We start from the raw sequence: 23,922 nt of genomic DNA, 5'->3' as shown, positions 1-23,922 counted from the left end.
GTCCACAGGTCAGAACGCGCCGACAGCGGTGTACGGCAGGATGTGCCTATGCCGAGCGCAGAGAAGACGAACGTGCACCACCAGGAGCAGTCGACGGTGTCCCCCACGCAGCGGGACGAGGTCGCGGCGGCCGGCAGCGAGCTGATCGGCGGTCCGCTCGGGCGCTTCGCGCGGATCGGCACGAGCCGGCTGACGCCCGTGCGGGTCGTGGCCCTGGTCGCGATCGGGATGTTCGCGCTGGGGATGGTGCAGAAGCTCCCCTGCTACAACTGGGCGTGGTTCCGTGGCACCAGCTCGCAGTACACGCACGCGTGCTACTCCGACATCCCGCACCTCTTCCTCGGGCGGGGCTTCGCCGACGGTCTCGTGCCGTACTTCGACCGGCTCAGCGGCGATATGGAGTTCCTTGAATACCCCGTCCTCACAGGGCTGTTCATGCAGGTCGCGGCCTGGCTGACACCGTCCGGCGGCTCCGTCCAGCATCGTGAGCAGCTGTACTGGATGGTCAACGCGGGCATGCTGATGATCTGCGCCGCGATCATCGCGGTCTGTGTGGCACGCACGCACCGCCGACGGCCCTGGGACGGGCTTCTCGTCGCTCTCGCGCCCGCGTTCGCTCTCACCGCCACGATCAACTGGGATCTCTTCGCGGTGGCCCTCGCGGCGGCGGCGATGCTCATGTGGTCCCGGGGCCGGGCCCTGGCCTTCGGTATCCTGATCGGCCTCGCCACTGCTGCCAAGCTCTATCCGGCGCTGCTGCTCGGGCCGCTGCTGGTGCTGTGCTGGCGGGCCGGAAGGTACCGGGAGTACGGGGCGGCCCTGCTGGGTGCGGCGGGCGCCTGGCTGGTCGTGAACGTGCCGGTGATGCTGCTCGCGCCCGAGGGGTGGAAGAAGTTCTACACCTTCAGCCAGGAGCGGCAGGTCGACTTCGGTTCCTTCTGGCTGATCATCACGCAGCGCACGGGTGAGTCGATCGAGGTCGAAACCGTCAACACGTACGCGATGGTGCTGATGGTCCTGGCGTGCGCGGGGATCGCCGCCCTGGCTCTGACGGCTCCTCGTCGGCCGCGCTTCGCGCAGCTCGCCTTTCTGGTGGTGGCCGCTTTCATCCTCACCAACAAGGTCTACTCACCGCAGTACGTGCTGTGGCTGATCCCGCTCGCGGCCCTGGCCAGGCCCCGCTGGAGGGACTTCCTGATCTGGCAGGCATGCGAGGTCATGTACTTCCTGGGGATCTGGATGTACCTGGCGTACACGACCAGCGGCGACAAGCACCAGGGTCTTCCGACGGAGGGCTATCAGCTGGCGATCGCTGTGCACCTGCTGGGGACGCTGTACCTGTGCGCCGTGGTCGTACGGGACATCCTGATGCCGGAGCGGGATCCCGTCCGGCGGGAGGGGGCCGACGACCCCTCGGGCGGGGTGCTGGACGGGGCGCCGGACGTGTTCGTGCTCGGGCGGGCGGCACATCCGCCGCGTCATGCCGCGCACGCGGTGGAGGGGCCCCGGGTGGAGTGGGGAACGACGGGGCCCACGGTCGGCTGACCGGTCCTAGCGGTCGACCAGGCGGTCGAACTGCGTGGTGGTGTGGCGCAGGTGGGCGACCAGCTCGTCGCCGACCTTCGGCTCCTGCGAGTCCGCCGGGATGAACAGGATGGAGACCTGCATGTGCGGCGGCTCGGCGAACCAGCGCTGCTTGCCCGCCCAGACGAACGGCGACAGGTTGCGGTTGACGGTGGCCAGGCCCGCCCGGGCCACGCCCTTGGCACGCGGCATGACGCCGTGCAGTGCCTTCGGCGCCTCCAGCCCGACGCCGTGGGAGGTGCCGCCGGCCACGACGACCAGCCAGCCGTCCGAGGCCGTCTTCTGTTGCCGGTAGCCGAACCGGTCGCCCTTGGCGACGGGGGTGACGTCGAGGACGGAGCCGCGGTACTCGGTGGCCTCGTGGTCGCCGAGCCACAGCCGGGTGCCGATCCGTGCGCGGAACCGGGTCTGCGGGAACTGCTGCTGCAGCCGGGCCAGTTCCGCGGCGCCGAGATGGCTCACAAACATGGTGTGGAGCGGCAGCCGGGCGCTGCGCAGCCGGTCCATCCACCCGATGACCTCTTCGACCGCGTCCGAGCCGTCCGTCCGGTCCAGCGGCAGGTGCAGCGCGAAGCCCTCCAGGCGTACGTCCTCGATGGCGGCGTGCAGTTGGCCCAGCTCGTGCTCGGAGACGCCGTGGCGCTTCATGGAGCTCATGCACTCGATGACCACGCGCGCGCCGACGAGAGCGTGCACACCGTCGACGGAGGAGACCGAGCGGATGACCCGGTCCGGCAGCGGCACGGGCTCTTCTCCCCGGCGGAAGGGCGTCAGGACGAGGAGGTCGCCGCTGAACCAGTCCTTGATCCGGGCCGCTTCGTAGGTCGTGCCGACGGCGAGCATGTCCGAGCCGAAGCGGGTCGTCTCCTCCGCGAGCCGCTCATGGCCGAATCCGTAGCCATTGCCCTTGCAGACCGGGACCAGGCCGGGGAACTGGTCGATCACGGACTTCTGGTGCGCCCGCCAGCGAGCGGTGTCGACGTAGAGGGAGAGCGCCATGGCCGGTCCGGAACCTTTCTGGGGTGAGCGGTGTATCAGAGATATGAGCGGGTTACGGAAGCATCAGCGACGGGACATGTACATGTCGAGCGCCTTGTGCAGCAGCTTGTTGAGCGGGAAGTCCCACTCGCCGACGTACTCGACGGCTTCTCCGCCGGTGCCGACCTTGAACTGGATGAGGCCGAAGAGGTGGTCGCTCTCGTCGAGCGAGTCACTGATGCCGCGCAGGTCGTAGACGGTGGCACCCATGGCATAGGCATCGCGCAGCATCCGCCACTGCATCGCGTTCGAGGGCCGGACCTCGCGGCCGATGTTGTCCGAGGCTCCGTAGGAGTACCAGACGTGACCGCCGACGACGAGCATGGTCGCGGCGGACAGGTTCACCCCGTCGTGCCGCGCGAAGTAGAGCCGCATGCGGTTGGGGTCCTCGCTGTTCAGGACCGTCCACATGCGCTGGAAGTACGAGAGCGGGCGGGGCCGGAAGCGGTCGCGCTCGGCCGTGATCTCGTAGAGCCGCTGCCACTCGGCGAGGTCGTCGTAGCCGCCCTGGACCACCTCGACGCCGGCCTTCTCGGCCTTCTTGATGTTGCGCCGCCAGAGCTGGTTGAAGCCCTTGAGGACATCGTCGAGGGACCGGTTGGCCAGCGGCACCTGGTAGACGTACCGGGGCTGTACGTCACCGAAGCCGGCGCCGCCGTCCTCGCCCTGCTGCCAGCCCATCTTGCGGAGCCGGTCGGCGACCTCGAAGGCGCGCGGCTCGATGTGGGTGGCCTCGACGTCGCGCAGGCGCTTCACGTCCGGGTCCTGGATTCCGGCCTTGATCGCCGGGGCGTCCCAGCGGCGGATGACGACCGGCGGGCCCATCTTCACGGAGAAGGCGCCCTGGTTCTTGAGGTGGGCCAGCATCGGCTGCAGCCAGTCGTCCAGGTTCGGCGCGTACCAGTTGATCACCGGACCCTCGGGGAGATAGGCGAGGTACCGCTTGATCTTGGGCAGCTGCCGGTACAGGACGAGACCGACGCCGACGAGCTCACCGCTCTTGTCGAACCAGCCGAGGTTCTCCGAGCGCCACTCCGTCTTGACGTCCGCCCATGCCGGGACCTGGCAGTGACTCGCCGCGGGCAGGGTCTGGATGTACGCCAGATGCTGCTCTCGGCTGATGGTCCTCAGGGTCAGGCTCATGCGGGGCGCTCCTCGGCAGGTGTGTCCCCATGGGTACAGGGGCTCCGGCTCTCGCGCCGAAGCCTACTGGGCCCGGGGACCACCTTTCGGTGGGATGCCCCGGGCCCCGGGCCCCGCATGGCCTTCAGAGGGGGGTACTAGTAGCCGACCAAGCCGCCGAAGAGCCCGCCGTGGGCCATCCCGAGGAAGAAACCGATGGCCGAGGCACCGAGACCGACGATCAGAAGGAAGCGTTCGCGGGTCGTCGCCGAGATGAACTGACCGTAGCCGCCGGTGAGGATCCCGATCAGTCCGGACCAGGAGCTCAGCAGATGGAGGCCGTGGAACTGCGCGCTCACAAAGGCCACCGCACCCAGAAACAGGGTCACCGCCATCAGGGTGTCCTGGAGGGGGTGGGGCTTGCCGTCCGTGGCGAGGAGAGAGCCGGTGGGGTTCGGTTGTGCTTGTGCCATGGAGCACCTCCTGGCGTTGCCGGAAGGCGGCGCACTGTGACGCCGCCCACATCCGATGCGTACAGGGTGCGGTCCTCGGTCGCCGGATTTCAACCCGAAGCGGGTGTGCGGGTACTCTGTACGGTCTGCACCGGTGTCTGCCCAGGCCAGCACTCGATCCCTCGTCAACCGAGGCCGATTGTCAGTGGCGCCTGATTTACTCGTAGACATCGATGCTTACGCATCACGACCCTCCTGCCACGGAACGACCGTGGCCGCTGAGTCCAAAGGAGGTGGGTTCCACATGCGTCACTACGAGGTGATGGTCATCCTCGACCCCGATCTCGAGGAGCGTTCTGTCTCCCCGCTGATCGAGAACTTCCTCTCCGTCGTCCGTGAGGGCAACGGAAAGGTGGAGAAGGTCGACACCTGGGGCCGTCGTCGTCTCGCTTACGAGATCAAGAAGAAGCCCGAGGGCATCTACTCGGTCATCGACCTGCAGGCCGAGCCTGCGGTCGTCAAGGAGCTCGACCGCCAGATGAACCTGAACGAGTCGGTCCTCCGGACCAAGGTCCTCCGTCCCGAGACCCACTGAGCACCTAGCTCAGAGGTCATCGGGTTCGAGTAGCAGCAAGCAGCCAGAAGCAATCCCCGCCGAGAGGTTCACCCATGGCAGGCGAGACCGTCATCACGGTCGTCGGCAATCTCGTCGACGACCCCGAGCTGCGCTTCACCCCGTCCGGTGCGGCGGTCGCGAAGTTCCGCGTCGCGTCCACTCCCCGCACCTTCGACCGTCAGACGAATGAGTGGAAGGACGGCGAGAGCCTGTTCCTGACCTGCTCGGTCTGGCGGCAGGCGGCGGAGAACGTCGCCGAGTCGCTCCAGCGAGGCATGCGCGTCGTCGTGCAGGGCCGGCTGAAGCAGCGGTCCTATGAGGACCGCGAGGGCGTCAAGCGCACGGTCTACGAGCTGGACGTCGAGGAAGTCGGCCCCAGCCTCAAGAACGCCACGGCCAAGGTCACCAAGACCACCGGTCGCGGTGGTCAGGGCGGCTATGGCGGCGGCCAGCAGGGCGGTGGCAGCTGGGGCGGCGGTCCCAGCGGTGCCCAGCAGGGTGGCGGCGGTGCTCCCGCCGACGACCCCTGGGCCACCAGTGCCCCGGCCGGCGGTGGCCAGCAGGGTGGCGGCGGTGGCGGCGGTGGTGGCTGGGGCGGAAGCTCCGGCGGCGGCTACTCGGACGAGCCCCCCTTCTAAGGGTCGGTCCCACCGGGATCCCCCAGGGGCAGCTCGTACCCCCACTTCTTGATCACACAGGAGATACACCATGGCGAAGCCGCCTGTGCGCAAGCCGAAGAAGAAGGTCTGCGCATTCTGCAAGGACAAGACCGCGTACGTGGACTACAAGGACACGAACATGCTGCGGAAGTTCATTTCCGACCGCGGCAAGATCCGTGCCCGCCGCGTGACCGGCAACTGCACGCAGCACCAGCGTGACGTCGCCACGGCCGTGAAGAACAGCCGTGAGATGGCGCTGCTGCCCTACACGTCCACCGCGCGATAAGGGAAGGGTGACCGAAACATGAAGATCATCCTCACCCACGAGGTCTCCGGCCTCGGCGCTGCCGGCGATGTCGTGGACGTCAAGGACGGCTACGCTCGCAACTACCTGATCCCGCGTGGTTTCGCGATCCGCTGGACCAAGGGTGGCGAGAAGGACGTCGCGCAGATCCGTCGCGCTCGCAAGATCCACGAGATCGCGACCATCGAGCAGGCCAACGAGATCAAGGCCAAGCTCGAGGGCGTGAAGGTGCGTCTGAGCGTTCGCTCCGGCGACGCCGGCCGCCTCTTCGGCTCCGTTACCCCGGCTGACATCGCCTCGGCGATCAAGTCCGCCGGTGGCCCGGACGTCGACAAGCGCCGTGTCGAGCTCGGTTCGCCGATCAAGACCCTGGGCTCGCACCAGGTGTCTGTGCGTCTGCACCCCGAGGTTGCCGCCAAGCTTGGCGTCGAGGTCGTCGCTGCCTGAGCGACTGCCGGCAAAGCTGCTCGCAGAGCATCAGAGGGCCGCACCCATGGGGTGCGGCCCTCTCGCTGTTTCACGTGAAACATGACCGAGAGCGGACCGGATCGTCAGCGCGTCGCGCCTGTCACAATCCAGCGACCCGACCGTGCACGCAGCCACAGGGTCAGCATGCGGACCGTCATCATGAGCGTCATCGCCCACCAGAGGGCGGTCAGCCCGCCGCCGAGGGTCGGAACGAGCAGGGCGACCGGGGCGAAGACCGCCAGGGTCACCAGCATCGCTCCGGCGAGATAGGGGCCGTCACCGGCGCCCATCAGTACGCCGTCCAGGACGAAGACCACACCGGCGATCGGCTGGGAGAGCGCCACGACCAACAGTGCGGGGAGCAGGGTGTCCTTCACCGACTGGTCGCTGGTGAAGAGGGGAATGAAGAGCGGACGGGCGAGCACGATCAGGATTCCCAGTGCCACCCCTGAGGCGATGCCCCACTGCACCATGCGGCGGCATGCCTCCCGCGCCCCTTCGGGGTCGTCGGCGCCGAGATAGCGCCCGATGATCGCCTGACCCGCGATCGCGATGGAGTCCAGGGCGAAGGCCATCAGACTCCAGAGGGCGAGGATGATCTGGTGCGCGGCGATGTCCGTATCGCCGAGCCGAGCCGCCACGGCGGTGGCGATCATCAGGACGGCGCGCAGCGAAAGCGTACGCACCAGGAGCGGCACGCCCGCATGGGCACTCGCACGTATGCCGGCGGCATCGGGGCGAAGCGAGGCGCCGTGTCGGCGGGCGCCGCGGATGACCACGACAAGGTAGGCAGCGGCCATTCCCCATTGGGCGATCACGGTGCCCCAGGCGGAACCTGCGATCCCCAGCCCTGCGCCGTAGACGAGCCCGACATTGAGAGCCGCGTTGGCGGCGAAGCCGGCTATCGCGACGTACAGGGGCGTGCGGGTGTCCTGCAGGCCGCGCAGCACGCCGGTGGCGGCCATGACCACGAGCATCGCCGGGATGCCCAGGCTGGCGATCCTGAGATAGGTCGTGGCGTAGGGAGCGGCCGTGTCGGAGGCCCCGAAGAGCTCGACGAGGGAGGGTGCCCCGGGAAGAGCCAGTGCGATGACGGCGGCACCGAGCAGCAGGGCGAGCCAGATGCCGTCCATGCCCTGGCGGATCGCGGCGCTCAGGTCACCCGCGCCCACCCGGCGCGCGACCGCGGCCGTCGTTGCGTACGCGAGGAAGATGAAGACACTCACTGCTGTGGTGAGCAGAGCGGCGGCGACCCCCAGGCCGGCGAGTTGGGGAGTGCCGAGATGGCCGACGACGGCGCTGTCGACCATGACGAAAAGTGGCTCGGCGACGAGGGCGCCGAAGGCGGGGACGGCCAGCGCGATGATCTCGCGGTCATGTCGTCGTCGGCTGGTCTTCGGTGCCACAGGGGCCTGGGTCATGGGCCCCAATCTAATCTTCCACAGGTAAGAGATGCAATTGTCCTGTGGTCCTTACCTGTAAGGGAGATGCGGCTTCTGCTCTGCGTCGTTTGTTCTGATCTTGATCCGGCTGGTGAAGTTTTTCTCCCCCACAGCCGGTGGATGGAAAGTGTGCAGGTCAGAGCTGGTCCGGTGGCCTGGGTATGACTTTGTCCACAGTGCCGTCCCCTGGTCCGTGCACAGGTTCCGTGGGGTTCTCCACAGCATCAGGTCCGCTGTCCACATGGCCTGTGGATAACCAGATTGGCTGACGGTGCCCGCGGCTCTAACGTAGACCGGCCCCCGACTCGCCGGAAGCGGAGTCGGGCCATTCGATTTGTCAGTGCTGTGCCGTAGAAAGAGTGCCACGGCGAGGTCCGCCGAGCGGACGGGAGGAGGTGGCCGGTGAGCATTCCCGAGCCCCTGGACGGTCCCTGGGCCGACACCGGTCCCAGCGACCGACTCCCGGTCTCCCGCCAGCGCCGCGGTGAGGGTCGTGGGCGTGGCCGCGAGGAGCAGCACGAGCGCGGCAGGGAGAGTGGCCCCTGGGACGACGCGGCTCCCGGCGGCTTCGAGCGGGTGCCGCCTCAGGACCTCGACGCCGAGCAGTCCGTCCTCGGCGGCATGCTGCTGTCCAAGGACGCCATCGCGGACGTCGTGGAGATCATCAAGGGCCATGACTTCTACCGGCCCGCCCATGAGACCGTCTATCAGGCCATCCTCGATCTCTATGCCAAGGGCGAGCCCGCCGACCCCATCACGGTGGCCGCCGAGCTCACCAAGCGGGGAGAGATCACCCGTGTCGGTGGCGCCTCGTACCTCCACACGTTGGTCCAGTCGGTGCCGACAGCGGCCAACGCCTCCTACTACGCGGAAATCGTCCACGAGCGCGCGGTGCTGCGGCGGCTCGTGGAGGCCGGCACCCGTATCACGCAGATGGGATACGCGGCGGACGGCGACGTCGACGAGATCGTGAACTCGGCCCAGGCCGAGATCTACGCCGTCACCGAGCAGCGGACCAGCGAGGACTATCTCCCGCTCGGCGAGATCATGGAGGGCGCGCTCGACGAGATCGAGGCGATCGGCTCACGCAGCGGCGAGATGACGGGTGTGCCGACCGGCTTCACCGACTTCGACTCGCTCACCAATGGGCTGCACCCCGGCCAGATGATCGTCATCGCGGCCCGTCCGGCCATGGGTAAGTCCACTCTGGCCCTGGACTTCGCCCGCGCGGCGTCGATCAAGAACAATCTGCCGAGCGTCATCTTCTCCCTCGAAATGGGCCGCAACGAGATCGCGATGCGTCTGCTGTCCGCAGAAGCGCGAGTGGCGCTGCACCACATGCGCTCCGGGACCATGACCGACGAGGACTGGACCCGCCTCGCCCGCCGGATGCCGGATGTATCCCAGGCTCCGCTCTACATCGACGACTCCCCGAACCTGTCGATGATGGAGATCCGCGCCAAGTGCCGGCGGCTCAAGCAGCGCAACGATCTCAAGCTGGTCGTCATCGACTACCTCCAGCTGATGCAGTCCGGCGGTTCCAAGCGGGCCGAGAGCCGTCAGCAGGAGGTCTCGGACATGTCCCGTAACCTCAAGCTGCTGGCCAAGGAGCTTGAGGTCCCGGTGATCGCCCTCTCCCAGCTGAATCGTGGCCCCGAGCAGCGGACGGACAAGAAGCCGATGGTCTCCGACCTGCGAGAGTCCGGCTCCATCGAGCAGGACGCGGACATGGTGATCCTGCTGCACCGCGAGGACGCGTACGAGAAGGAGTCGCCGCGCGCGGGCGAGGCGGACCTGATCGTGGCCAAGCACCGTAACGGCCCCACGGCGACGATCACGGTCGCCTTCCAAGGCCACTATTCGCGCTTCGTCGACATGGCCCAGACCTGATCCGCACCGTCGACCGGCGACTTCGGCAGCGGTTTTCATTCGACCTGGGACGTGCCGCAGCGGTAGAGCTTGACCATGACCTCACCTCATGAAGCGCTGCTGCCCAGCACCGAGCGGGCGCTGCTCCACCGAGTCGCCACCGCGCAGGCCGAGGGCCGCGCCCCTTCCCTCGTCGGGGCTGTGGCCAGGGACGGGCAACGCATCTGGAGCGGCGCGCGTAGCTGCGTCGACGGCCATGCTCCGGATGCCGACACCCAGTACCGCATCGGCTCCATCACGAAGACCTTCACAGCCGTGCTGGTGATGAGGCTGCGGGACGAAGGGCTACTGGACCTGGGCGATGCGCTGGAGAAGCATCTGCCCGGTACCGGGGTCGGCGAGGTGACCATTGCCCAACTCCTGGGACACAGCGCGGGACTGGCCGCCGAGAGCCCCGCTCCCTGGTGGGAGCGGACGTCCGGCAGCCTCCGCCCCGAACTGGGCGATGTACTCGGCGAGAAGCCGCTGCTTCATCCCGTGGGGCGTCGGCACCACTACTCCAACCCCGGCTACACCCTGCTCGGTTCACTCATCGAGGCGATGCGAGGCAACTCGTGGGCGGCCGTGCTGCGCAGCGAGATCCTGGAGCCGCTCGGACTCACCCGGACAAGCACGCGACCGCAGGCCCCGCATGCGGGCGGCTGGGCAGTGCATCCCTGGGCGGATGTGATGATGCCCGAACCGGCCGAGGATCTGGGGTTGATGGCCCCGGCAGGCCAGCTGTGGTCGACCGCCTCGGACCTGTGCCGCTTCGGGGGTTTCCTCGCGGACGGCGACGACCGCGTGCTGAGCGCGGAGTCCGTGTGTGAGATGCGCGCACCATCAGTGCCGCTGGAAGCCGGCGAGTGGGAGAGCGGCTACGGTCTGGGCCTGCAACTGGTACGGCGGGACGGCTGCACGCTCATTGGGCACACGGGTTCGCTGCCCGGGTTCATCGCCTGTCTGTGGGTGAGCGTGGAAGAGGGAGTTGCCGGAGTGGCGCTCGCCAACGCCACCTCGGGTCCACTGACCGGCGCTGTGGCCGCCGATCTCGTAGGGATCGTCGCCGAGGCGGAGCCCAGGCTCCCCGAACCCTGGCGGCCGATGCCGGTGGTGGACGAGCAGCTGCTGGAGCTGACAGGGCCCTGGTACTGGGGCACGAGCGCCTTCGGGCTGAAGCTCGTGGCCGAGCGGGGCCTGGAGCTCTACCCGCTGAGAGGAAACGGTCGCGGCTCGCGGTTCGATGCGGGCGAAGGCAATCGCTGGACGGGTCTCGACGGGTACTTCGCCGGAGAGACGCTGCGCGTGGTGCGACGGGCCGACGGATCGGTGGACCATCTCGATCTGGGTTCGTTCGTCTTTACGCGCGAGCCGTACGACCCTGCTGCGGATGTGCCCGGAGGTGTGGACGAGTCCGGCTGGCGCGGCCTGCGGTGATGTTTCACGTGAAACGGACCGAGGCCACGGGCAGAGTAACGCTTCCAGTCAGGCGGCCAGTTCGCGCTCCAGAGGGGTACGCATGCGCGGGGTGACCGAGCCTCGTCCAGCCACCCTCACAGCGCGCGCTTGAATCCCAGGTGGGACGCCTCGAAGCCGAGTCGCTCGTAGAACCGGTGGGCGTCGATGCGAGTGGCGTCGGAGGTCAGCTGGACGAGCCGGCAGTTCCGGCGCCGGGATTCGTCGACGGCCCATTCGATGAGCTGGGTGCCCAGTCCGCCGCCGCGTTCGTCGGTGTGGATCCGTACGGCTTCGATGATCGAGCGGGTGGCACCCCGCCGGGACAGCCCGGGGATGACGGTGAGCTGCAGAGTGCCGACGACCCGACCCTCGCGCTCGGCGACGATCAGACACTGGTTCGGATCGTTCGCCAGCCGCTCGTACGCCGCCGTGTACGGGGTGAGGTCGTCCGGCGACTCACGCCTGGCACCCAGCGGGTCGTCGGCGAGCATCGCGACGATGGCGGGGATATCGGCGGGGGAGGCGGGCCGTATCTGCAGATCGCTCATGATCCGCAGCCTAGAGGGGACCCCTCTCTGTGCCCCACCCTGGTGTCGGCCCGCGGGCCGACAACGGCCCTGGGTGCTCAGGCGGGCGAGGGGATCCGGAGTTCCTCGACCGTCCTGACGAGCGGGGCGAGCTCGGGGTTCTTCGCCGCCTCGTCGAGCGCCTCGCGCAGCGCGCCGTCGTTTGTCGGCCTGGCTTCGGTGAGGAGTGCCAGGCCGGCCTCCGTGACATCGGTGTAGATGCCCCTGCGGTCGGTGTCGCAGATGTAGCGGCTCAGCAGCGCACGGTCCTCGAGACGCGTGACCAGGCGGGTGGTGGCGCTCTGGCTGAGGACGACGGCGTCGGCGACCTGCTTCATCTGGAGATGGCCGCCCGGGCCGTTGTGCTGACGGCTCAGCACGTCGAGCAGCGAGTACTCGCGGACGCTCAGATCATGCTTGGCCTGCAGCGCTCGCTCGATATGCGCCTCGATTCTGCCGTGGAGCAGGGAGAGAGCGCACCAGCTCTGGGCGAGAGCGGTGAGTCCCGGGTCCGTCGCTGTCATCGATCTTCTCCTTCGTCCGGTGCAGGAGCGCCGCGGAGCTGCCTGTCTACAGAGTAGACGACCTCTGCAATAGCCCGCGTTTGCAATTAACGGCGCGCAGAATTATTGTCGACGCTTGTAAGGCGCAGAAGCAATCTTCTGGGAAAGGTTGGACCCCATGCCGCTCGCGCTCCTCGCCCTCGCCATCGGGGCATTCGGTATCGGCACCACCGAGTTCGTGATCATGGGGTTGCTCCCCGAGGTCGCCGACGACTTCCAGGTGTCCATACCGGCGGCCGGATATCTGGTCACTGGCTACGCGCTGGGCGTTGTGCTGGGTGCCCCGCTGATGACGGTCCTGGGGACCAAGGTCTCCCGCAAGCGCATGTTGATGCTGCTGATGGGCCTGTTCATCGTGGGCAACGTGGTCTCCGCGATCGCCCCGTCCTTCGGGGTGATGCTCGCGGGCCGCGTGGTCGCCTCGCTCGCCCACGGTGCGTTCTTCGGCATCGGCTCTGTGGTCGCGGCCGATCTTGTCGCACCCGAGAAGAAGGCCGGCGCCATCGCCATGATGTTCACCGGGCTGACCGTGGCCAACGTCGTCGGCGTTCCCGCGGGTACCTTCATCGGTCAGAGCGTCGGCTGGCGGGCCACGTTCGTCATCGTCGCCGGGCTGGGTGTGCTGGGTCTCGCCGGTGTCGCCAGGCTGGTGCCGGAGCAGCCCAAGCCCGAGGGCGTACGGCTGCGCCATGAGCTCGCCGCGTTCCGCAATGCACAGGTCCTGCTGGCCATGGCGATGACGGTGCTCGGCTTCGGCGGCGTCTTCGCCGCGATCACCTACATCACGCCGATGATGACCGAGGTCGCCGGCTTCGCGGACTCCTCGGTCACCTGGCTGCTCGTCCTCTTCGGCCTGGGCATGGTCGGCGGCAACCTCGTCGGCGGCAGGCTCGCGGACCGGGCGCTGATGCCGCTGCTGTACACCTCGCTCGGTGCACTCGCTCTTGTGCTGGCGCTGTTCACCGTCACCGCGCACAGCAAGATCGCGGCAGCGGTCACCATCGTGCTCGTCGGCGGGCTCGGCTTCGCCACGGTGCCGCCTCTCCAGAAGCGGGTTCTGGATCACGCATCGGGCGCCCCGACGCTGGCCTCGGCGGTCAACATCGGCGCTTTCAACCTCGGCAACGCGCTCTCTGCCTGGCTCGGCGGTCTGGTGATCGCGGCCGGACTCGGCTTCACGGCTCCGAACGGGGTCGGCGCGCTCCTTGCGGCCTCGGCGCTTGCGCTGGCGCTCCTGTCCAGCGCGCTGGAGCGCCGGGAGATCCGCCGGGAGATCCGCCGTGAGAGCCGCGTCGTTACCGGCTCGCCCGTCGCCGGGTCCGCGGCGATGGTCGCGGCCCGCGACTGACGGTCGACTCGTTGCCGTCCCGCTCTTGATCTCACGCTTGCCTCAATCACGCACTCACACCGAGGAGTTCACCATGACCACCGCCACTGCCCCTACCGTCGCCCCGCTGACCACCCAGAACGCCGAGACTCTCGTCGAGGCCGCCCGGGTCTCGGCCGAGGCGGCCGGTGTGGCCGTAGCCATCAGCGTCCTTGACGCCGGAGGCCATCCGCTGGCCTTCCGCCGCGACGACCGGGCCGTGCTCATCGCCGGTGAGACCAGCACACGTAAGGCGTACACCGCGCTCCAGCTGAACACCCCCACGGCAGACCTCGTCGACGCGGTCCAGCCCGGCGGCCTCTTCCATACCCTCCCGACCGCCCTGGACCGCCCGCTCCTCTTCATCGCGGGAGGCATCCCGGTCCACCGCGACGGGCGTCTCATCGGCGCCATCGGCATCGGCGGCGGCGCGCCGGATCAGGATCACGGCTTCGCGACCGCGGCCCTGGAAGCGCTCCAGGCGCTGGAACCGGCTTCCCGCTGACCCTCAGCCCGCCGCCACCGTCAGCGGCGCGAAGCGGCGCGCCCAGTCGCCGGGGAGGGCGGGGATGCCGTGGGTCATGACGGCATTGAAGGCGATCGGGGCCAGCCCGTTCGCCTTCAGCCAGTTGAGTAGTTCCTCGTGACGCACGTCGATGTCGGTGCGCAGAGGACGGTCCGTGTGGGCGGCCAGGGAAGCGAACAGGGCCTTCGCCGTCTCCGTGTCGCGGGCGATGAGGGGGCCGATCACATGGGTCGCCATATTGGGCCAGGCGGCCGCGTAGCCCGTGAGAACGCCGTTGGACTCCGCGACCCTCAGTTGGTCGGCGAAGGCGGGAAGGCGGGTGATCATATGGGTGCGGTCCAGGCCGAAGACCTCCGTGTCGAGGCGGAGGATCGCGGGAAGGTCGTCGGCGGTCGCCGGACGGGTCGTGATCCCGGCCGCAGCCCCGATCGGAGGCTCGGCGGCGGGCCCGGCGGCGCGGAAGTGGCCGCTGACCATCTCGGCACGGCCGACAGCCGTGAAGCCCAGCTCTTCGTAGAGCGGTTGCCCGTACGGAGTGGCATGCAGGGTGAGCGGAATCGGTCCGTGCTCCGCCAGTACATGTGTCATCAGCCGCCGCCCGACGCCCTGTCGGGAGTGGCGCTCGGCCACCAGCACCATGCCGATCGCCGCCAGCCCGGAGTCGGCGGCGGGGCCAGGACCGGGGCCGTACGACGTCACGATGCACGCCGCGGTCAGACCCTTGCCGGAGGGATCGTCGATGCCGTATCCGGCTCCCGCCGCGAGCAACAGACCCCATTTGTGCTCCTCACGCGGCCAGCCCCGGTCTTCGGAGAGATCGGCGCAGGACGTCAGGTCCGACGTCGTCAGACGCCGGATGGGGAGCTCGCTGAGCGGTGTCGACATGAAGGTCAGGCTGTCGGACGCAGAGATCGTTCGTCCAGCGCTTTACCGGAAGTGGCCGAGACCCGTAGACGTTTTCCGCGTCGTGTCATTCCCCAGGGCTTGAGGACCGAGATCGCCGTCATGAACAGATAGGCGGAGAGGGAGACGATCGGGGCGGCGAGGAGCCCGGAGGCATCCGTCACCGCGATCCCCGCGGCGGCCTCTTCCGCGGCCGTGTTCACCCCGGGCCGTAGCGAGAAGACGGTCAGCCCCGTCGTGACCAGGGTGAGCCAGAACTTGGTCCAGACCCAGTGGTATCGGGCGAGCCCCCATGGCGTACCGAGCGACAGCACCACACCGCTGACGAGGGTCAGCAGAGCGATCGGGACCATCAGCCAGTTCGCGAAGACGGCCATCGAGCGATACGAGGCTTCGGCGGCGGCCTGGGAGTCGGATGCGATCGCCGCGACGCTCAACCCGAGCAGTCCGAGGGAGAGCCCGAGCCAGCTCGCGGATGCGGAGACATGGACAACGAGGATGGCCCGTCGTGCGGGACGCTTGAGTGGTTTCACGTGAAACACCGTGCCGCGAGCCATGCTGCCCTCGCGTCTGACAGCGGGAGTAACCGTCCGTACTAGCGTCGGCGTACATAGCGAACCGTAGTATCTCTTCGCTGTCGCGGCGGTGACGAAGGTGAAGATCGGGAACCAGGTCTGTGCAGAGTTCGGGGTGAACCTGGACGGCTGTGTTGCATATGGTGATTCGATGTTCGACGCGCACATCTTCGCCGCGGTGCCCGTTGCGGTGGCGGTGAATGCGGACCATCATCTGTCCGGGCTCGCCACACATCCATACGGGGAACGAACTGCGGGAGGAAGACGAACTGGTGCGATTCCGTCGGTAGTCCGTGAGGGCCGTTGGCGCCCCGGCAATCCGATACCTGAGACCTTGTACCCGGCCACGGCTTCGGACAGGCTGCAACAGGCATGGGGGCAATGCAGCCTAACGGGAGAACCGGCGCCGATACCCGGACTTTCCCACTCGTCCCGATACCCGCCACGGCAAGGGCTAGTGTGGGCCCGGCAGAGGTCCTGAAGCAGAGCAGCAGCGAGGCAGAGCGGGGAACTGAGGCACGTTCCGGACCAGCGGAAGTGCGACGCAGACCGACCGAAAGATGTTCGAGGCGAGGCACACAATGGACGCTCCGACCACCACGTCGGCCGACAACGGCACTTCGGGCGAGAACGGTGCGAACAACGGCGGGGGTGGCTGGTTCACTCCTCGTAAGCGGGGTGCGAGCCGGCCCGGCCCGCACCCCGAGGGCGGTGCGGCGGGTGAGGACGGCGAGGGCCGAATAGCGCCGCCGACCCGTCCTGTGGCCGCGATACGACCGGTGGGCACCGGCGCCGAACGGGCCGCCGCGACCCCGCCGTACGGGAACTCGCCCGGACCGCAGCGCCCCGCCCCCGAGGCCCGCGTCCCCCAGGCCCGTGCTCCGTATGAGCACGCCCCCTACACGCCCGTCTACGGCGGCGCACCCGAAGCCCCTGCCCCCGAGGCCCCCGCGTCCCACCACGCGTACTCCGAGCCCCAGCAGCCGGCGCACGCGTCCGCCGCCCACGAGCAGCAGAGCAACGCCTCGCCCGACGCGATACTCGTCCGCCGCACCATGGCGGAGGTCGGCCCCGTGGCCGACAAGGTCACCTCCTACTTCTACGCGCTGCTCTTCGTCCGCCACCCCGAGCTGCGCTCCCTCTTCCCCGCCGCGATGGACACCCAGCGCGACCGGCTCCTCAAGGCCCTGCTCACCGCCGCCGAGCACATGGACAACACCGCCGTGCTCGTCGACTATCTCCAGCATCTCGGCCGCGGCCACCGCAAGTACGGCACCCAGCCCGCTCATTACCCCGCCGTCGGCGAGGCCCTTATCGGCGCGCTCAGCCGCTACGCCACGACGACCTGGGACGACGAGGCAGAGGCCGCCTGGGTTCGTACCTACACGACGATCTCCCAGATCATGATCGACTCCGCTGCCGAGAACGAGCTGCACGCGCCCGCCTGGTGGCATGCGGAGGTCGTCTCGCACGACCTCAGGACCCCGGACATCGCGGTCGTCACGGTCCGGCCGGACCAGCCGTATCCGTTCCTGGCCGGGCAGTACACCAGTCTGGAGACGCCGTGGTGGCCGCGGATCTGGCGGCACTACTCCTTCGCGGGTGCCCCGCGCTCCGACGGGCTGCTGTCCTTCCACGTCAAGGCCGTCCCGGCCGGCTGGGTCTCGAACGCCCTGGTCCATCACGCCCGCCCTGGCGACGTGCTGCGTCTCGGCCCGCCCGCCGGGTCCATGACCGTCGACCACACGACCGACAACGGCCTGCTCTGTCTGGGCGGTGGCACCGGTATCGCCCCGATCAAGGCGCTGGTCGAGGACGTCGCCGAGCACGGTGAGCGGCGGCCGGTGGAGGTCTTCTACGGGGCACGCACCGACCACGACCTCTATGACATCGACACGATGCTGCGGCTCCAGCAGAGCCACCCCTGGCTCCAGGTCCGGCCCATCGTCGACGGCAAGGCCCAGCTGCCCGACGCCGTACGCGAATACGGTCCGTGGAACGAGTACGACGCGTACCTCTCCGGTCCGGTCGGGATGATCCGCAGCGGTGTGCACGCGCTGACGGGCGTCGGCATCCCCTTCGAGCGGATCCGGCACGACTCCCTCGAGGAACTCGTCGCGGCAGCCGACTAGGGATCCCGGGCACCGGCGTCGGAGAGCTCCTCACGCGGGCGGCAGCTCGGCGACGGATCGGGAACCCCTGGGGTCAGCCCAGATCGGGCGCGTGCATCGCGCGGACGCCCTCGATATTGCCGTCCAGATAGTGCCGCAGGGACAGCGGCACGAGATGGACGGCGGCGATCCCGACGCGGCTGAAGGGCACTCGGACGATCTCGTACTCGCCGCAGGGCTCCTCCACCTCGGGGCCGTGGCGCCGCGATTCGTCCATCGACGCCAGCCGGCAGACGAAGAAGTGCTGCACCTTCACGCCCGAGACTCCGCCGTCCACGATGTGCTCGACGGTGTCGACGAAACAGGGCACCACATCGACGATCTTGGCGCCGAGCTCCTCGTCCACTTCACGGTGAAGGGCTTCCACGACGGTCGCGTCGGTGGGCTCGACTCCACCGCCCGGCGTGACCCAGTACGGATCCACGCCCGGCTTGGTGCGCTTGATCAGGACGAGGGAGTCGCCGTCGAGGAGGATGGCGCGTGCGGTGCGCTTGACCACTGGCCGTTCGGTCATGGTCAGAGAGTGGCCCACGACGCCCGTTCTGAAACTCTCCTCCACATGCCTGTCGCTGGGCGGCACTCGTTGCCGCTCGCCGGGCGTCACTCGGTGTCGCCCGGCTGTCACGAGGACGCCTCACCAGTCCGCCGCCGCCTGCACGAGGCTGTCGTGTGCCCGTGCGATGTGCGGCAGTGCGAGCGTCCCGGTGCGGACGACGAGGAAGTACGTGCGCAGCGGAGGAACGGGCGGGTCGAGCAGCGCCACGAGCCGTCCGCTCTTCAGCTCGCCCTCGCACAGATAGCGCGGCAGGACGGCCAGTCCGGCGTCTGCCGCGGCGGACTCCAGCACCGCACGCAGATCCGGCGCGATGACGGTGCCTGCGGCAGGCGGACGGCTGTCGAACACGGCGGCCCAGAAACGCGAGACGAACGGCAGGGACTCATGGACCTCCACCACCGGCAACTGCTCCAGCACCACGGAGTCCTTGCCTCCTAGCGCGCCAGGGCCCAGCCTCGCTGCCCAGCGCGGCGAGGCGACCAGGACGTGCTCCTCGTCGCAGAGCGGGGTCGAGGTGAGCAGTCCGCCACGCGGGCGGGCCGTTGCGACGGCGAGATCATGGTGCCCGGCCGCCAGCCCTTCGAGGGCCTCCTCGGCGCTGCCGCAGAAGGAGGTCCGTAACGCGAGTCCCTGCGAGATCAGCGGTGTGAGGGCGGGAAGCACCCGCAGGGAGACGAACTCGGGCGGCCCGGCGAGGTGCAGTGTGCGGACGCCGGATTCCTCGTCCAGTCCGGCCTCGGCGATCTCGACGAGAGCGTCCAGATGCGGGGCGGCGCGATGAGCCAGCTCGTCGCCGATCGTCGTGGGGGTGACGCCGCGCGCCTGGCGCAGGAAGAGCGGCCGCCCCAGCTGGCGCTCAAGGGTGCGGATCTGGCTGGTCACCGCGGGCTGGGAGAGGCCGAGCAGCGCTGCGGCGCGGGTGAACGAGCCCGCCCGGTGCACCGTGACGAATGTGCGCAACAAGGCCAGGTCCATCGCACAACTATAAATAAGTCGATAGGTCGCTGTCGCTGGTGTGATTGGACACTGACGCAGAGTCAACTAGCCTTGTTCGAGAGGTTCTCCGCGCGTGGAATCGAAGAGGTCTCCGCGCGTGGAGCCGGAAAACAGGACGGTCCGAGCCACGAGGGGGGAGGCTCGGACCGTCCTGCCGTCGGCATCACCGGGCTCGCCCGTCACGCGGACCGGCCCCGTCAGGCAGCCGCCACCGCGCCCAGAGCGCGCAGCACGTCCGCCACCAGGTCCTGTGTGTCCTCCGCCCCCGCCGAGAATCGGATGAAGCCTTCCGCTACGGCGTCACCGCCCCACCGGCCCCGGCGCTCGGCGCTGGAGCGGACGCTTCCGAAGCTCGTCGCGTCATCGACGAGGCGCAGCTCCGCGAGGAAGCGCTCGGCATACGCACGGTCGGGCAGGGTGAAGGACACCACCGAGCCGAAGCGCCGCATCTGCCCCGCGGCGATCTTGTGCGAGGGGTCCTCGGGGAGGCCCGGATAGCGCAGCCCCGAGACATCGGCACGCCCGGCCAACGCCCGCGCGAGGGCGAGTGCGTTCGCGCACTGACGGTCGCTGCGCAGCTGCAGCGTGGCCAGTGAACGGTGGGCGAGCCATGCCTCCATGGGGCCGGGGATCGCGCCCACGACCTTGCGCCAGTGCCGTACCCGCGCGGCGAGCGCGGCGTCCCGGCACACCACGTAGCCGAGCAGCAGATCGCCGTGTCCGGTCAGCCCCTTGGTGCCGCTGGCCACGGCGAAGTCCGCGCCCAGGTCCAGCGGGCGCTGGCCGAGCGGTGTCGCGAGCGTGTTGTCGACGGCGACCAGGACGCCACCGGCGTGCGCCGCGTCCACGAGCCGCCGCACGTCGCACACATCGAGCCCCGGGTTGGACGGCGTCTCGATCCACAGCAGCTTCGCCCCGTCGAGCACCTCCAACTGCGCGTCGCCGCCCGTCGGCGCGGTCCGTACCTCGACGCCGTACGCCTCCAGCTGCTTCTGCACCAGCGGCAGCGCCTGATAGCCGTCGTCCGGGAGTACGACGACGTCTCCCGAGGCCACCTGGGACAGCAGCACCGCGGAGACCGCGGCCATCCCGGAGGCGAAAGTGACGGTCTCGGTCCCCTTCGCCCCCGGCGCCTCCAGCTCGCTGATGGCCCGTTCCAGCAGCGTCCACGTCGGGTTGTCGTCCCGGCCGTACGTGTACGGTCCCGTCGGCTCGCCCGGCAGGTGGTAATGGGCGGCGAACACCGGCCCCGGCAGCGTCGGTTCGTACTTCCGAGCCTCCGGGAGACCGGCCCGTACGGCCCGTGTTCCCTCACCCATGGGCTGATCCGGGACCGGCCCGTTCGCGATCGGTCCGTCCGCGATCGGTCCCTCGCTCATGCCGCTCGCTCCTCGACGATCTCGCGCACCGCGGAGAGCAGGCCCTCGCTCGCCGTCTCCACCATTTCCAGACACTCCTCGAAGCCGTCCATGCCGCCGTAGTACGGGTCGGGCACGTCGAGATCGCCCCGCACGGCCGGATCGTACGAGCGCAGCAGCCGCACCTTCGCGGCGTCGGCCTCCGTCGGGGCGAGCCGGCGCAGCTCGCGCAGATGGCCCTCGTCGAGGGCGATCACCAGATCGAGTCGCTCGAACCAGCCGGCGTGGAACTGCCGCGCGACGTGGCCGGACTCGTAACCGTTCGCCCGCAGGACGGAGACGGTGCGGTGGTCGGCGCCGTCGCCCTCGTGCCAGCCGCCGGTGCCGGCGCTGTCCACCACGACGAGACCGTCGAGCCCGGCGTCCGCGACCCGGGCGCGGAAGACGGACTCGGCCATCGGTGAGCGGCAGATGTTGCCGGTGCAGACAAAGCAGATCGCGAAGGACATACGGTCCTCAGCTCTTGTCGTCGGGGAGCACGACGTTCAGCGCCCAGGACACGATCGAGATGATCAGTCCGCCGAGCACCGCCGTCCAGAACCCCTCGACATGGAAGTTCAGCCCCAGTTTGTCGGCGAGCCACGAGGTCAGCAGTAGCATCAGGGCGTTGATCACGAGTGTGAACAGTCCGAGCGTGAGCACGAACAGCGGAAGGGTGAGCAGCCTCGCGAGGGGCTTCACGAAGAAGTTCACCAGACCGAAGAGCAGTGCGACGAGGACCAGTGTCAGGGCCTTCTTGCCGGTGTTGTCGCCTGTGAGCGTGATGTCCTGGATCAGCCAGATTGCCACGGCGAGGGCCCCGGCATTCGCGATCGTCTTGACTACAAAATTCTTCATGTGTCTGATCGTGGCAGACGTGATCGGACCAATGGCAGGGGCGGACGGACGATGAAGGCATTCCGACTGGACGAGCTGGAGGCGGAGCGCGCCGCCAACGACGGGGCGTACCTGCAGTTCCTTCGCGAGCGGAACATGTCGGCCGGCCTGTACGCCCTCGACGCGGGCCAGCTCGACACCCAGCAGCCGCACGGCCAGGACGAGATCTACCTGGTGGTGAGCGGCCGCGCGTCGATCACCGTCGGGATGGAGACGACACAGGTCGGCCGCGGCAGCGTCGTCTATGTCCCGGCCGGGGTCGCCCACAAGTTCCACCACATCACCGAGGACCTTCGGGTCATGGTCGTCTTCTCTCCCCCCGAGGGCTGACCCGCGGGGTGCCAGGGTTCCCTAGGGGGCGGGTCAGGGAGGTTCAAGGGCTGCGGAGCCCCCGTCGGCGCCCACCCGCCCCTAGCATCGGAACCAGGACGGCTCCCAGGCGGTTCGGAAAGACCCGGCGGCTCCCGGAAGACCCCGGGCAACTCTCAGAAGCGAGGTAGGACGATGGCGGTGCAGGAGATATTGGCGGGGATGCCGTGGTGGGTGAAGTGGGTCGCGATTCCCTTGATCGCCATCGTCGTTTTCGGCGGGCTTGTCGCCAGCGTGATCGGGTTCGTGATCGGACTTCTCTTCAAGGTGCTGGTCTTCGTCGCGCTCGTGGGCGGACTCGTCTATCTCGTACGGAAGTTCACCGGGTCCTCCTCGTCGTCGGACCGGGATTGGTAGCGCGTACGCACGTTAGCCCGCTCGGGGGAACGGTGACGTCGAAACGGGGTGCCCGAACGGAGGCTGCCATTAGAGTGGCAAATGCCTGCCGTCCCCTGGGAATCACGGGTCGACGATCGCAGTGATCAGCGGTTTGTACGACTTCCCGGGCTATTTCTGGGCGTGAATCCAGATCGTCCCGGGGCCGCCCTCAAGGAGCGCGGTGGGTGCGCGGGGGCGGCCCCCGCAGGCGGGCGCGCGCGCCCGTCACCACGCCCGGGGGTGACCTTTGGCCACAGCTACGGCTCCTGCTCCAGCCACCGCTCCAGCGCCGGTTCCTGTTCCGGTGACGGCGACCGCCGCACCCACCCTGATCGGGTCCGTGCAGCGGGCGTTGAGACTGCTGGAGGCCGTGGGCTCCCACGTGGCCGGGGCCCCCGCCAAGCAGCTCGCGCGCGAAGCGGGACTTCCGCTTCCCACGGCCTACCATCTGCTGCGGACCCTGACGCACGAGGGCTATCTCCGGCGCGAGAAGGGCGTGTTCGTCTTCGGTGAGGCGGCCCTGAGGCTCGCCGTCGGGGGAGCGCTGCAGAATCGTCGCAGCAGGATCGAGGACGCCCTGGTCCACTGGCGCGACGCCATCGGCGTGCCCGTCTACTTCGCCGTCTACCGCGAGGGTGAGATCGAACTCGTCGCCGTCGCGGACACTCCGTACGCACCCGCCGTGGACGAATGGGCCGACTTCCGCGAGACCGGCCATGCGCATGCGATCGGCCAGTGCCTGCTGAGTCAGCTCGACGAGAAGGCGCGCCAGGACCACCTCGACCGTCACCCCGTCCAGGCGATCACGCCGTACACGGTCCGTGACCGGCGCGTCCTGCTGGAGCGGCTCGGCTCGACGGGCCGGATGCAACCGCTCGTCGAGCGACAGGAATATGCTCTCGGCACCGTTTGTGCGGCAATTCCGATCACTGCCGGTTCCACGGCCGCCGCCATAGCGATTTCCCTCCCTCTCCATCAGCAAGAGCGGCTGCTGCCGGCCGTTGAACAGCTGCGCAGCGGTATCGGGAGTCTGCTGAGTTCGTTCGCCTTCTCTATCAGTATCTGAAAAATCACTCCTTGTGATCTCCTGGTGACTGCAGCACGATGGCGTGCAGAGTGCCAAGGGGGATCATTCTTGGCCGTTTTCATCAACAGCGGGGTATGCGGGGTACATGATGCGCGAGTCGGTTCAGGCCGAGGTCCTGATGAGCTTCCTGGTCTCCGAGGAGCTCTCGTTCCGGATCCCGGTGGAACTCCGTTATGAGTCGGGGGATCCATACGCGGTCCGTATGACCTTCCACCTGCCTGGTGACGCGCCCGTGACCTGGGCCTTCGGCCGAGAGTTGCTGCTCGACGGCATCAACGCGCCCAGCGGGGACGGCGATGTGCACATCGCGCCGACTGAGCCGGCAGGGCTGTCCGACGTCTGCATCCGGCTCCAGGTGGGGGCCGACCGGGCACTGTTCCGGGCGGGCGCCGCACCCCTGGTGGCCTTCCTCGACCGGACCGACAAACTCGTTCCGCTGGGGCAGGAGCGCACGCTCGGCGACTTCGAGGACCACCTGGAGGAGGCGCTCGGCCGGATCCTCGCGGAGAACGCCGGCTGAG

At 68.6% G+C, this 23,922-nt stretch carries 27 protein-coding genes; 14 read left to right on the top strand and 13 right to left on the bottom strand.

What is annotated here, in order from left to right; translation table 11 throughout:
- Nucleotides 1-48 precede the first annotated feature (48 nt).
- Nucleotides 49-1,545 carry a glycosyltransferase family 87 protein gene (locus KK483_RS17715; protein WP_262006187.1) on the top strand — a complete coding sequence of 499 codons (1,497 nt, stop codon included), beginning with the start codon at nucleotides 49-51 and terminating at the stop codon, nucleotides 1,543-1,545.
- Nucleotides 1,546-1,551: 6 nt separating this feature from the next.
- On the opposite strand, the gene KK483_RS17710 is transcribed toward KK483_RS17715, so the two are convergent.
- From KK483_RS17710 to KK483_RS17700, 3 genes are all read right to left on the bottom strand, one after another.
- The gene (locus tag KK483_RS17710; RefSeq protein ID WP_262006186.1) at nucleotides 1,552-2,583 is read right to left on the bottom strand and encodes an alanine racemase; all 1,032 of its coding nucleotides are present in this window, start codon (nucleotides 2,581-2,583) and stop codon (nucleotides 1,552-1,554) included.
- A gap of 63 nt (nucleotides 2,584-2,646) precedes the next feature.
- Nucleotides 2,647-3,765, bottom strand: coding sequence for an aminoacyltransferase (locus KK483_RS17705; protein ID WP_262006185.1), 1,119 nt, complete (start codon nucleotides 3,763-3,765; stop codon nucleotides 2,647-2,649).
- Between the two features lie 137 nt (nucleotides 3,766-3,902).
- Nucleotides 3,903-4,217 (bottom strand): hypothetical protein, encoded by a 315-nt coding sequence (locus tag KK483_RS17700; protein ID WP_262006184.1) that lies wholly within the window; start codon nucleotides 4,215-4,217, stop codon nucleotides 3,903-3,905.
- A gap of 283 nt (nucleotides 4,218-4,500) precedes the next feature.
- Between KK483_RS17700 and rpsF the strand changes: the two genes are divergently transcribed.
- From rpsF to rplI, 4 genes are all read left to right on the top strand, one after another.
- The gene (rpsF, locus tag KK483_RS17695) at nucleotides 4,501-4,791 is read left to right on the top strand and encodes a 30S ribosomal protein S6 (RefSeq protein ID WP_093655579.1); all 291 of its coding nucleotides are present in this window, start codon (nucleotides 4,501-4,503) and stop codon (nucleotides 4,789-4,791) included.
- A 74-nt stretch (nucleotides 4,792-4,865) separates the two neighbouring features.
- Nucleotides 4,866-5,450, top strand: a complete 585-nt coding sequence (locus KK483_RS17690) for a single-stranded DNA-binding protein (protein ID WP_262006183.1) — start codon at nucleotides 4,866-4,868, stop codon at nucleotides 5,448-5,450.
- A gap of 70 nt (nucleotides 5,451-5,520) precedes the next feature.
- Complete coding sequence (rpsR, locus tag KK483_RS17685; RefSeq protein ID WP_005315025.1) at nucleotides 5,521-5,757, top strand: 30S ribosomal protein S18; 237 nt, start codon at nucleotides 5,521-5,523, stop codon at nucleotides 5,755-5,757.
- Nucleotides 5,758-5,775: 18 nt separating this feature from the next.
- Nucleotides 5,776-6,222 (top strand): 50S ribosomal protein L9, encoded by a 447-nt coding sequence (gene rplI, locus KK483_RS17680; RefSeq protein WP_262006182.1) that lies wholly within the window; start codon nucleotides 5,776-5,778, stop codon nucleotides 6,220-6,222.
- A gap of 104 nt (nucleotides 6,223-6,326) precedes the next feature.
- Here rplI and KK483_RS17675 read toward each other — a convergent pair whose 3' ends face one another.
- Nucleotides 6,327-7,664: an MATE family efflux transporter gene (locus tag KK483_RS17675; RefSeq protein WP_262006181.1), complete on the bottom strand. Its 1,338-nt coding sequence runs from the start codon at nucleotides 7,662-7,664 to the stop codon at nucleotides 6,327-6,329.
- Between the two features lie 423 nt (nucleotides 7,665-8,087).
- On the opposite strand from KK483_RS17675, the gene dnaB reads away from it, so the two are divergent.
- Both dnaB and KK483_RS17665 read left to right on the top strand, forming a co-directional pair.
- On the top strand, nucleotides 8,088-9,575 hold the full coding sequence (gene dnaB / locus KK483_RS17670) for a replicative DNA helicase (RefSeq protein WP_262006180.1): 1,488 nt from the start codon (nucleotides 8,088-8,090) through the stop codon (nucleotides 9,573-9,575).
- Between the two features lie 75 nt (nucleotides 9,576-9,650).
- Nucleotides 9,651-11,030: a serine hydrolase gene (locus tag KK483_RS17665; protein ID WP_262006179.1), complete on the top strand. Its 1,380-nt coding sequence runs from the start codon at nucleotides 9,651-9,653 to the stop codon at nucleotides 11,028-11,030.
- Between the two features lie 116 nt (nucleotides 11,031-11,146).
- On the opposite strand, the gene KK483_RS17660 is transcribed toward KK483_RS17665, so the two are convergent.
- Nucleotides 11,147-11,599 carry a GNAT family N-acetyltransferase gene (locus KK483_RS17660; RefSeq protein WP_262006177.1) on the bottom strand — a complete coding sequence of 151 codons (453 nt, stop codon included), beginning with the start codon at nucleotides 11,597-11,599 and terminating at the stop codon, nucleotides 11,147-11,149.
- A 77-nt stretch (nucleotides 11,600-11,676) separates the two neighbouring features.
- The gene (locus KK483_RS17655) at nucleotides 11,677-12,141 is read right to left on the bottom strand and encodes a MarR family winged helix-turn-helix transcriptional regulator (RefSeq protein ID WP_262006176.1); all 465 of its coding nucleotides are present in this window, start codon (nucleotides 12,139-12,141) and stop codon (nucleotides 11,677-11,679) included.
- Nucleotides 12,142-12,298: 157 nt separating this feature from the next.
- Between KK483_RS17655 and KK483_RS17650 the strand changes: the two genes are divergently transcribed.
- Together KK483_RS17650 and KK483_RS17645 are read left to right on the top strand one after the other, a co-directional pair.
- Entirely contained in the window at nucleotides 12,299-13,528 is a 1,230-nt protein-coding gene (locus tag KK483_RS17650) for an MFS transporter (RefSeq protein WP_262006175.1), read from the top strand.
- A 73-nt stretch (nucleotides 13,529-13,601) separates the two neighbouring features.
- Nucleotides 13,602-14,051, top strand: coding sequence for a heme-binding protein (locus tag KK483_RS17645; RefSeq protein WP_262006174.1), 450 nt, complete (start codon nucleotides 13,602-13,604; stop codon nucleotides 14,049-14,051).
- Nucleotides 14,052-14,054: 3 nt separating this feature from the next.
- On the opposite strand, the gene KK483_RS17640 is transcribed toward KK483_RS17645, so the two are convergent.
- Complete coding sequence (locus tag KK483_RS17640) at nucleotides 14,055-14,957, bottom strand: GNAT family N-acetyltransferase (protein ID WP_262006173.1); 903 nt, start codon at nucleotides 14,955-14,957, stop codon at nucleotides 14,055-14,057.
- Between the two features lie 5 nt (nucleotides 14,958-14,962).
- Complete coding sequence (locus KK483_RS17635; RefSeq protein WP_262006172.1) at nucleotides 14,963-15,508, bottom strand: DUF2269 domain-containing protein; 546 nt, start codon at nucleotides 15,506-15,508, stop codon at nucleotides 14,963-14,965.
- A 623-nt stretch (nucleotides 15,509-16,131) separates the two neighbouring features.
- Between KK483_RS17635 and KK483_RS17625 the strand changes: the two genes are divergently transcribed.
- Nucleotides 16,132-17,682: a globin domain-containing protein gene (locus KK483_RS17625; RefSeq protein ID WP_262006171.1), complete on the top strand. Its 1,551-nt coding sequence runs from the start codon at nucleotides 16,132-16,134 to the stop codon at nucleotides 17,680-17,682.
- Between the two features lie 73 nt (nucleotides 17,683-17,755).
- Here the strand turns inward: KK483_RS17625 and KK483_RS17620 are convergent, their stop codons facing one another.
- From KK483_RS17620 to KK483_RS17600, 5 genes are all read right to left on the bottom strand, one after another.
- Nucleotides 17,756-18,235 (bottom strand): NUDIX domain-containing protein, encoded by a 480-nt coding sequence (locus tag KK483_RS17620; protein WP_262006170.1) that lies wholly within the window; start codon nucleotides 18,233-18,235, stop codon nucleotides 17,756-17,758.
- Between the two features lie 120 nt (nucleotides 18,236-18,355).
- Nucleotides 18,356-19,252: a LysR family transcriptional regulator gene (locus KK483_RS17615; protein ID WP_262006169.1), complete on the bottom strand. Its 897-nt coding sequence runs from the start codon at nucleotides 19,250-19,252 to the stop codon at nucleotides 18,356-18,358.
- Nucleotides 19,253-19,470: 218 nt separating this feature from the next.
- Nucleotides 19,471-20,592 (bottom strand): cystathionine gamma-lyase, encoded by a 1,122-nt coding sequence (locus KK483_RS17610; protein ID WP_262009571.1) that lies wholly within the window; start codon nucleotides 20,590-20,592, stop codon nucleotides 19,471-19,473.
- 56 nt (nucleotides 20,593-20,648) lie between these two features.
- Entirely contained in the window at nucleotides 20,649-21,140 is a 492-nt protein-coding gene (locus tag KK483_RS17605) for a low molecular weight protein-tyrosine-phosphatase (protein WP_262006168.1), read from the bottom strand.
- Between the two features lie 7 nt (nucleotides 21,141-21,147).
- Entirely contained in the window at nucleotides 21,148-21,528 is a 381-nt protein-coding gene (locus KK483_RS17600; protein WP_262006167.1) for a phage holin family protein, read from the bottom strand.
- A 51-nt stretch (nucleotides 21,529-21,579) separates the two neighbouring features.
- Between KK483_RS17600 and KK483_RS17595 the strand changes: the two genes are divergently transcribed.
- The 4 genes from KK483_RS17595 (at nucleotide 21,580) to KK483_RS17580 (ending at nucleotide 23,921) form a co-directional block, all read left to right on the top strand.
- Complete coding sequence (locus tag KK483_RS17595; RefSeq protein WP_262006166.1) at nucleotides 21,580-21,897, top strand: cupin domain-containing protein; 318 nt, start codon at nucleotides 21,580-21,582, stop codon at nucleotides 21,895-21,897.
- Between the two features lie 174 nt (nucleotides 21,898-22,071).
- Nucleotides 22,072-22,293, top strand: coding sequence for a DUF5326 family protein (locus KK483_RS17590; protein WP_262006165.1), 222 nt, complete (start codon nucleotides 22,072-22,074; stop codon nucleotides 22,291-22,293).
- Nucleotides 22,294-22,618: 325 nt separating this feature from the next.
- A complete protein-coding gene (locus tag KK483_RS17585; protein ID WP_262006164.1) occupies nucleotides 22,619-23,380 on the top strand; it encodes an IclR family transcriptional regulator in 762 nt (253 codons plus the stop codon).
- A gap of 109 nt (nucleotides 23,381-23,489) precedes the next feature.
- Nucleotides 23,490-23,921, top strand: coding sequence for an SsgA family sporulation/cell division regulator (locus KK483_RS17580; RefSeq protein WP_262009570.1), 432 nt, complete (start codon nucleotides 23,490-23,492; stop codon nucleotides 23,919-23,921).
- Nucleotide 23,922 lies beyond the last annotated feature (1 nt).

The sequence above is a fragment of the Streptomyces sp. FIT100 genome (assembly GCF_024584805.1).
Taxonomy (GTDB): domain Bacteria; phylum Actinomycetota; class Actinomycetes; order Streptomycetales; family Streptomycetaceae; genus Streptomyces.
This window is presented reverse-complemented; position numbering and strand designations above follow the sequence as displayed.